The following is an 8180-nucleotide window of genomic DNA, read 5'->3' as shown; positions in this document are numbered from 1 at the left end:
GGCAAAAGGACAAGGGGGCCCCGCATCCGCTGCGGGGCCTTTTTCATGGGGTAATCAGGTGCCCTTCAGCGCAAAGACGCAGCCATCGGTCACAAGCTCGGGCGGGGTGCGGCACAGACCGCGCGCCACCGTCCAGGCGGCCAGAACCTTGGGCACATAGGCGCGGGTTTCCGCAAACGGTGGCACGCCACCGTTCTTTTTCACCGCATTTTCACCCGCATTATAGGCGGCCAGCACCATCAGCGGGTCGCGGTCGAATTCCTTCATCAGCCAGTCCAGATAGGCCACGCCGCCGCGGATGTTCTGCACCGGATCGACGCTGTCGCCGACCTTGAACCGATCCGCCGTGGCCGGGATCAGCTGCATCAGCCCCACCGCCCCGGCGGATGACACGGCATCCACCCGCCCCCCGCTTTCGATGCCAATCACCGCCAGCACCAGCGCGGGCGATACCTCGGTGCCGATCGTGGCGGCCAGGATGTCGGCGCCGTGGCGGGTCGCGATATCCTGCAGATGGGCAAGCCGGGGCGCGGCCACCGCCTTGCCCCCCGGCCCCTGCGACAGCGCCGCCAGCGCCTTGCCAAAGCGCCCGTCGCGGTCGCCCAGGCTGGGCGAGACGGCATCCCAATACCAGTCATAGATGCCCGGCCCCTTGGGCGCCGCCGCATCGGGCAGGCGCGTCACCGGGGTAAAGGGCCGGGCGGCGGCGGCGGCCAGCGCGCGGCGCTGTTCCTCGGGGTCGATCTGGATCGTCAGGAACCGCCTGGTGCCGGGCTGCGGCACGCCCACGCGCTTGGGCTGGATGTCATTCGTGATCGGCGCGGCAAGCTCTGCCCCCGCGGGCGCGGCGCCAAGCGCCACACAGATCGCCATCGCCCCTGCCCATATGCGGTGCATTCCGGCCGTCCTGCCTTGTGAAATACCTGCTCTGGGGTCTTTGCCCCTTGGATTTCTTATCCCCGCATCGGGCCGGAAAATCCAGAAAAACCGGCCAAATGGGGGCGAAAGCGCCCGAAATCGACCAGAAGGCAACAGGTTTCCGGGGCGGAAAATCCGAAAATTCAGGAATGTTTCATTTATTTTCAATGCTTTGGGAAAATCACCCAAAGAAAATTAACGCTTCGTGAAAAGGCCCAAGGCCTGCCCAAATCCTGCCACCATCCAAAGGCGATATAGGGACATGCCGCGACGGTTAGGCCACAGCAACACAGGGCCAGCGACCCGGGGCGCGGAGGATGCAACCAGTGACCGCAAGGGGAAATACGATGAAACTGTTCAAATTCGCTCGCAAGATCCGCACCGAAGAAGACGGCGCCGTGACCGTTGACTGGGTTGTGCTGACCGCTGCCGTTGTTGGCCTGGGCGCGCTGGCGCTGAGCTTCATCCGTCAGGGCACCGAAGATCTGGCAACCGGGATCGGCGGCTACATGACCACCGAATCGACCAACGTTGGCGTTGTTCCGCCCGCTAATCCCGGCTGATCCTTCCAGCCCCCAAAAGACAATCAGGGCCACGCGATCTTCGCGTGGCCTTTTCATTTTGCCGTCACGCCAAAGCCGAAAATCCGCCGTGGCCCAAACATTTCCCCAATTTGCCCGAATTTGGCCCAGATACAAAAGCACCCTTATCCCGGAAGCCACCGATCATGGTAGCAGCCAGGTAGATTTACGAGGATTGCCGATGAAGACCCATTTTGCTGCCCTGCGGTTGGCATGGAAAGATGAAGACGGCGCAGTCACGGTGGACTGGGTCGTGCTGACGGCGGTTGTGGTGGGTTTCGGCGCAATGGTCGTTGGCCTGCTTTTCGATGGAACATCGTCGCTGTCCGAGGCAATCGCGGCATACCTGAGCGCGCGCGAGGTCTGATCCAGCCGGTCAAGCCAGCCTTAACCGGTTTACCTGTTCGCGCCGCCGCTTCATGGTTCCCCCGAAAATCCGCCACGGTGTTGCCACTTTTTGCGCTCAGGAAGGCAAAAACGCCCCGGGCCCCGGCCACGCTGGCGGTGCATGAGGAAGGAGTAGTCGGATGCGTATGGTTGTTGTGCTGGTGCTGGCGCTTGGCGTCGCCCTTGCGGGGGCTGCGGTCTATATGGCGCAGGAAACGATTGCCCGCGCCCAGGCTGAACGGGACTATCTTCTGCGCGAACGGCAGAAATCGCCGCAGCTGATCGATGTGGTGGTGGTCAAACGCCCGCTTGAATACGGCGAACGCTTTACCCGCGACGACCTTGAGGTGATCAAGGTTCAGGCCGGCAAGGTGCCCGAAGGCGCCTATCAGGCGATCACCGTGGCGCAAGGCGCCCAGAACGCCCCCCGCGCCGTGTTTCTGGATGCCGAAACCCGCCCCCGCGCCGCGCTGCGGTCTTTCGCGGCGTTTGAACCGATCCTGGAAAGCAAGGTCACGGCGCCGGGCACCGATGCGGGCATTCACGCCGCGCTGTCGGTCAACATGCGCGCCTTTACCATCAATGTGGACGTGGCATCGGGCGTGTCGGGCTTTTTGCGGCCGGGCGATCATGTCGATGTCTATTGGTCGGGCCAGATCAACGGCCAGCCGGTCACCAAGCTGATCGACACCAACCTGCGCCTGATCGCCGTGGACCAAAGCGCCGATGCCGACCGCAGCGAAACCACCCGGATCGCGCGCACCGTCACCGCCGAAGTGTCCCCCGAACAGGTCGCGGCGCTGACGCTGGCGCAATCCACGGGGCGGCTGACGCTGTCACTGGTGGGGATGCAGAACACCAGTGAAATCGGCGCGATCGAGATTGACCGCAACCAGCTGCTGGGCGTCACCGCCCCCGCGGTGGTGAAGGTCGAGGCCGCCAGGGTCTGCACGATTCGCACCCGCAAGGGCGCCGAGGTGGTCGAGGTCGAAATCCCCTGCACCAACTGACCCTGCCCCGCCGCGCGCAGCGTTGGCGGGACAGGCAGGCGACACCCGGCCTGTTGCAGGATTTCCACATGAACGCCCTGCGGCAATGCGTTGATTCTTGCAAAAATATCGCAACTCGCACATGATGTGGCAAATTTCGGGCAAAACTTCCTAAGGCGGGCGCCAGATCCGCCATGTGACGTGATCAGAGAGGCAGGATCACAATGAGTATGAAATATCTGATTCAGGCCGGGCTTTTGGGTGGCGCGCTGGTGCTTGGCATGGCGGCGCCCGTTGCGGCGGAAACGCTGCGGGTGATGTCCGGCTCGGCTTCCAGCCCGCTGAACGTTCCGATGAACCGCGCCGTGGTGGTGGAAAGCGACCAGCCCTTTGCGGAACTGTCGATCGCCAACCCCGGCATCGCCGATATCACCACGCTGTCGGACCGCACGATCTATGTGCTGGGCAAGGTGCCGGGCCGCACGACGATGACGATCCTGGGCGCCGACGGCAAGCTGATCACCAATGTCGAGGTGCAGGTCACCCCCGACATCGGCGAATTCAAGGAACGGCTGCGCCAGATCCTGCCCGGCGAAACCATCGAGGTGCGCACCGCCAACGACGGGATCGTGCTGTCGGGCACCGTTTCGTCGACGGCCAAGCTGGACCGCGCGCTGGACCTGGCCCAACGCTATGCGCCGGACCGGGTTTCGAACCTGATGACGGTGGGCGGCACCCAGCAGGTGATGCTGAAGGTGCGCTTTGCCGAAATGCAGCGATCCGTGTCCAAGAACCTGTCGGCCTCGCTGGGGGTGCGCGGGGTGACGGGGGATGTGGGCGTTGCCTCGGGCACGGGCAACTATACCTCGAACGGGGCGCTTTCCGGTTCCTTTGACAACGGCAATTTCCCGGTGAAAACGACCTCGACCGGGGCCCTGGGGCTGGGGTTCACCTCGGGCAACCTGGAATTCGCGGTGCTGCTTGAGGCGCTGGAATCCAAGGGCGTCGTGCGCACGCTGGCCGAACCGAACCTGACCGCGCTGTCGGGCCAGGAGGCCAAGTTCCTGGCCGGCGGGGAATACCCGATCCCGGTGGTCGATGACGGCAGCATCTCGATTGAATACAAGCCCTTCGGCGTGGAAATGTCGTTCATTCCGCGCGTGGTGGATGGCGATATCATCAACCTGGCGATCACCGCGGCGGTGTCGGAAATCGACACCTCGGTCAGCCTGCAATCGGGCGGCTTTTCGGTCAACGCCTTCAAGCGGCGCGAAACCAAGACAACGGTTGAAATGCGCGATGGCGAAAGCTTTGCCATCGCCGGCCTGCTGCAGGACAGCTTCAACGACCTGAACGCGCAGGTGCCGTGGCTGGGTGACGTGCCGGTTCTGGGCGCCCTGTTCCGGTCGGCGGATTACAAGCGCCAGCAGTCGGAACTGGTGATCATCGTGACGCCGCATCTGGTTTCGCCCACCCGGGGCGAGGCGCTGGCCCTGCCGACCGACCGGGTCCGCCCGCCGACCGAGGCAGAGCTGTTCCTGTTTGGCAAGACCGCGGCCGGCACCGGCCCGAAATCGGGCGCGGCCGCCGAAGTGGCCAAGCAGGATTTCACGGGCTCCTACGGCTATGTGATGGAGTAAGCGGATGAACAGGGGGCCAGCAATGCGCAATCTCATGCTCGCGGCGGCGGTTCTGGCGCTGGCCGCCTGTGAACCGGCCGCCCGCGGTTTCCATTCCGAGGCGGGAAGCGAACTTGACACCGGCGGCTTCGGCAATGCCACGATGAACAACACGCTGGTGCAAACCGGCGATCGCGATCTGGCGGTCAACCTGACCAACCGCTTTGCCGCCGAGGTGCCCAATACCGTCACCTTTGCCTTCAATTCCTCGGTTCTGGACGGTCAGGCCCAGGCGGCCCTGCGCCAGCAGGCGGACTGGATCCGGCAGTTCCCCGAAGTGCGGTTCCGCGTCTATGGCCACACCGATCTGGTCGGATCGGAAAGCTACAACAAGGCACTTGGCCTGCGCCGGGCGCAGGCGGTGGTGGCCTATCTTGCCAGCCAGGGCATTTCGCGCACACGGCTGGAGGCGGTCGTTTCCTTTGGTGAAACGCAGCCCCTTGTCTACACCCAGGCGCCCGAGGAACGGAACCGCCGCACCGTCACCGAGGTTTCGGGCTTTGTCAAAAGCCACCCGATGGTGCTGAACGGCAAATATGCCGCCGTGATCTTCCGTGAATATGTGCGCAGCGCCGCGCCGGCACACACGCTGAACGACACGATCATCCAGACTGGCACCGGCGGCTAAGCGACCACAACGTCACGATCAGAACCGGACACGGCGGCCTTGTGAAAACAAAGGCCGCCGTTCCCGTTCCATCGTAAACCAAAATCGCACAATTGGAACATTATAGCCCCAATGTCGCCAAGATTCCCGACGACCGTAAACCCAGGCAAAAGTGGCACGACCCCGAGTCGTGCCCGGATGACGGGATCGGTCTGACAGATGGCTGGCAAAAGCATGATCAACGTTAGGGCGCCCCGGATCCGCGTGCAAAAGGACGTGAGGCTATGAGTACCGCAGCAGTTCTGAAACCCGAACCCGCGCCGATCGTGGCCTGCACGATCTCGCGCGATGTGGCGAATTTCGATCTTCTGATCGAGGATATGGAAGCCGAGCTTGGCGAAAGCTGGGGCGACCTGACCTTTGACGACGCGGTTCAGTTCCTGTCGCAACCCGATGCGGATTCGCTGGAATTCGTGGCCGTCGCGGTGGACAGCCAGGATGAGACCGATCTGGCCCGGATTTCTTCGGTAATCACCACCGCCAAGGACCGGGGCATCCGGGTGATCGTGATCGCCGAAGAGGTCAGCCCGATCGCCCTGCATCAACTGCTGCGGCTGGGGGCGGATGATTTCGTCCCCTACCCCCTGCCCGAAGGCGCCCTGCATGAGGCGATCGAACGGCTTGGCCAGGCCGATGCCCCCGCCGCCATGCTGCCCCCCCATGTCAGCGAAACTGCCGACACCGCCTTCAAGGCCACCGGCGGGCGTGACGGCGTGGTGCTGCCGGTGCATGGCCTGTCGGGTGGTGTGGGCGCCACGACGTTTGCGGTGAACCTGGCCTGGGAACTGGCGCGCGAACAAAGAAAGGGCGCGTCCGCGCCGCGGGTCTGCCTGTTGGATTTCGATTTCCAGTATGGCTCGACCGCGACCTATCTGGATCTGCCGCGCCGCGAGGTGGTGTTCGAACTGCTGTCGGACACGGCGCATATGGACGCCTCATCCTTCCGGCAGGCGCTGTTGACTTTCAATGACCGGCTGCATGTGCTGACCGCGCCGGTCGACATGCTGCCGCTGGACATCGTTACCGGCGAAGACGTGAACCGCATCATCGACATGGCGCGGGCCAATTTCGACTTTGTCGTGATCGACATGCCCTCAACCGTGGCGCAATGGACCGAGGCGGTCCTGCAGCAGGCCAAGGTCTATTTCGCGCTTCTGGAACTGGACATGCGTTCGGCGCAGAATGCGCTGCGGATGATCCGCGCGCTCAAGGCCGAGGGGCTTCCGGCGGAAAAGCTGCGCTTCATCCTGAACCGCGCGCCGAAATTTACCGACCTGACCGGCAAGTCGCGCGTCAAGCGGATGGCTGAAAGCCTGGACATCTCGATCGAGGTGCAACTGCCTGATGGCGGCAAGCCGATCACCCAGGCCAATGACCACGGGCTGCCACTGGCCGAAACGGCCGCGAAAGCGCCCCTGCGCAAGGAACTGCAAAAGCTTGCCCAATCGCTGCTGGCGCTGACGCAGGTCGCCGAAAGCGCCGCACCCTGAGGAGACTGACCGATGTTCTCGCGCTACAAGAAGGCCGCGCAGCCGACCAAGGGCCCGGCGCTGAAACCTGCGGGCACCGACAGGCCCGAGGCCGCGGGCGCGCCGGTCGTCGACCACAAGCCCCTGATCCAGCGCCGCCCCGTCGCCCCGGCCGAATTGGCCGCCCAGGCCGCCGCCCTGGACAAGGAGCGCAAGCGCAAGGAACGGATGAGCGAGCTAAAGGTGGAACTGCACCGCCGCCTTCTGGAAAACCTGAACCTGTCCGCGCTGGAACGCGCCTCGGAAACCGAACTGAAGGCGGAAATCGCCTCGATCGCGGGCGAGGCGATGGCCGAGATGTCGGTGGCGCTGAACGCCACCGAACGCCAGACGCTGAACCAGGAACTGTATGATGAGGTCATGGGCCTTGGCCCGCTGGAACCGCTGCTGAAGGACGAAACCGTCAGCGACATTCTGGTGAACGGGCCACAACAGATTTTTGTGGAACGCGGCGGCAAGCTGCAGCTGACCGACATCACCTTCAAGGACGAACGCCACCTGCTGCGGATCATCGACAAGATCGTGTCCGCCGTGGGCAGGCGGGTGGATGAATCGAATCCCTATGTCGATGCCCGCCTGGCCGACGGGTCGCGGTTCAACGCGATGGTGCCGCCGATCGCGGTGGATGGCAGTCTGGTTTCCATCCGAAAGTTCAAAAAGGACAAGCTGGGGATCGATGATCTGGTGCGCTTTGGCGCCTTTACCGAAGAAATGGCCGCCTATCTGCAGGCCGCCGTGTCCACCCGGCTGAACGTGATCGTTTCGGGCGGGACGGGTTCGGGGAAAACCACCACGCTGAACGCGCTGTCGTCGTTCATCGACAATTCCGAGCGCATCCTGACGATCGAGGATACGGCCGAACTTCAGCTGCAACAGATCCATGTCGGCCGGATGGAAAGCCGCCCGCCGAATGTGGAAGGCAAGGGCGCCGTCACCCCGCGCGACTGCCTGCGCAACGCGCTGCGGATGCGGCCCGACCGGATCATCGTCGGCGAAACCCGCGGCGAGGAAGTGATCGACATGTTGCAGGCGATGAACACCGGCCACGACGGGTCGATGACCACGATCCACGCCAACAGCGCCCGCGACGGCATCAGCCGCCTGGAAAACATGATCGCCATGTCGGGGATCGAAATGCCGATCAAGGCGGTCCGCAGCCAGATCGCCAGCGCGGTCAACCTGATCGTGCAGGCCAGCCGACTGCAGGACGGTTCGCGCCGGATGACCTCGATCACCGAGATCACCGGGATGGAAGGCGAAGTAATCTCGATGCAGGAAATCTTCCGCTACGAACGGCTGGGCCTTGCGCCGGATGGCAGGATCATCGGTCGCTTTACCGCAACCGGGGTCCGGTCGCATTATTCCGATCGGTTCCGGCAATGGGGCTATGATCTGCCCGCCTCGATCTATGAACCGGTGGAGGGCTGAAA

General features: G+C 63.6%; 9 protein-coding genes. 8 read left to right on the top strand and 1 reads right to left on the bottom strand.

Annotated elements, in window-relative coordinates; translation table 11 throughout:
• Positions 1 to 54: 54 nt before the first annotated feature.
• Positions 55 to 897, bottom strand: coding sequence for a lytic transglycosylase domain-containing protein (locus ACK8OU_RS08520; protein ID WP_410302949.1), 843 nt, complete (start codon positions 895 to 897; stop codon positions 55 to 57).
• A 17-nt stretch (positions 898 to 914) separates the two neighbouring features.
• Between ACK8OU_RS08520 and ACK8OU_RS08515 the strand changes: the two genes are divergently transcribed.
• The 8 genes from ACK8OU_RS08515 (at position 915) to ACK8OU_RS08480 (ending at position 8178) form a co-directional block, all read left to right on the top strand.
• Positions 915 to 1127 carry a hypothetical protein gene (locus ACK8OU_RS08515; protein WP_410302948.1) on the top strand — a complete coding sequence of 71 codons (213 nt, stop codon included), beginning with the start codon at positions 915 to 917 and terminating at the stop codon, positions 1125 to 1127.
• Between the two features lie 138 nt (positions 1128 to 1265).
• Positions 1266 to 1481: a hypothetical protein gene (locus ACK8OU_RS08510; RefSeq protein WP_410302947.1), complete on the top strand. Its 216-nt coding sequence runs from the start codon at positions 1266 to 1268 to the stop codon at positions 1479 to 1481.
• Positions 1482 to 1680: 199 nt separating this feature from the next.
• Entirely contained in the window at positions 1681 to 1866 is a 186-nt protein-coding gene (locus tag ACK8OU_RS08505; RefSeq protein ID WP_410302946.1) for a hypothetical protein, read from the top strand.
• Positions 1867 to 2026: 160 nt separating this feature from the next.
• Complete coding sequence (cpaB, locus tag ACK8OU_RS08500; RefSeq protein ID WP_410302945.1) at positions 2027 to 2896, top strand: Flp pilus assembly protein CpaB; 870 nt, start codon at positions 2027 to 2029, stop codon at positions 2894 to 2896.
• A gap of 203 nt (positions 2897 to 3099) precedes the next feature.
• Positions 3100 to 4515 carry a type II and III secretion system protein family protein gene (locus tag ACK8OU_RS08495; protein WP_410302944.1) on the top strand — a complete coding sequence of 472 codons (1416 nt, stop codon included), beginning with the start codon at positions 3100 to 3102 and terminating at the stop codon, positions 4513 to 4515.
• Positions 4516 to 4537: 22 nt separating this feature from the next.
• Positions 4538 to 5182 carry an OmpA family protein gene (locus tag ACK8OU_RS08490; protein WP_410302943.1) on the top strand — a complete coding sequence of 215 codons (645 nt, stop codon included), beginning with the start codon at positions 4538 to 4540 and terminating at the stop codon, positions 5180 to 5182.
• Between the two features lie 263 nt (positions 5183 to 5445).
• Positions 5446 to 6711 carry an AAA family ATPase gene (locus tag ACK8OU_RS08485; protein ID WP_410302942.1) on the top strand — a complete coding sequence of 422 codons (1266 nt, stop codon included), beginning with the start codon at positions 5446 to 5448 and terminating at the stop codon, positions 6709 to 6711.
• A 12-nt stretch (positions 6712 to 6723) separates the two neighbouring features.
• On the top strand, positions 6724 to 8178 hold the full coding sequence (locus ACK8OU_RS08480) for a CpaF family protein (RefSeq protein WP_410302941.1): 1455 nt from the start codon (positions 6724 to 6726) through the stop codon (positions 8176 to 8178).
• Positions 8179 to 8180 lie beyond the last annotated feature (2 nt).

Source organism: Pontitalea aquivivens, from assembly GCF_046507575.1.
Classification (GTDB): domain Bacteria; phylum Pseudomonadota; class Alphaproteobacteria; order Rhodobacterales; family Rhodobacteraceae; genus Pontitalea; species Pontitalea aquivivens.
Note: the sequence above shows the minus strand (reverse complement) of the source record. Positions and strands in the feature narration are given on the sequence as shown.

Excerpts from the sequence above, each read along its gene's own strand:
- ACK8OU_RS08510 (WP_410302947.1), top strand. The coding sequence starts at position 1,266 with ATGAAACTGTTCAAATTCGCTCGCAAGATCCGCACCGAAGAAGACGGC.
- ACK8OU_RS08520 (WP_410302949.1), bottom strand. The coding sequence starts at position 897 with ATGCACCGCATATGGGCAGGGGCGATGGCGATCTGTGTGGCGCTTGGC.
- ACK8OU_RS08485 (WP_410302942.1), top strand. The coding sequence starts at position 5,446 with ATGAGTACCGCAGCAGTTCTGAAACCCGAACCCGCGCCGATCGTGGCC.
- ACK8OU_RS08490 (WP_410302943.1), top strand. The coding sequence starts at position 4,538 with ATGCGCAATCTCATGCTCGCGGCGGCGGTTCTGGCGCTGGCCGCCTGT.
- ACK8OU_RS08495 (WP_410302944.1), top strand. The coding sequence starts at position 3,100 with ATGAGTATGAAATATCTGATTCAGGCCGGGCTTTTGGGTGGCGCGCTG.
- cpaB (WP_410302945.1), top strand. The coding sequence starts at position 2,027 with ATGCGTATGGTTGTTGTGCTGGTGCTGGCGCTTGGCGTCGCCCTTGCG.
- ACK8OU_RS08480 (WP_410302941.1), top strand. The coding sequence starts at position 6,724 with ATGTTCTCGCGCTACAAGAAGGCCGCGCAGCCGACCAAGGGCCCGGCG.
- ACK8OU_RS08505 (WP_410302946.1), top strand. The coding sequence starts at position 1,681 with ATGAAGACCCATTTTGCTGCCCTGCGGTTGGCATGGAAAGATGAAGAC.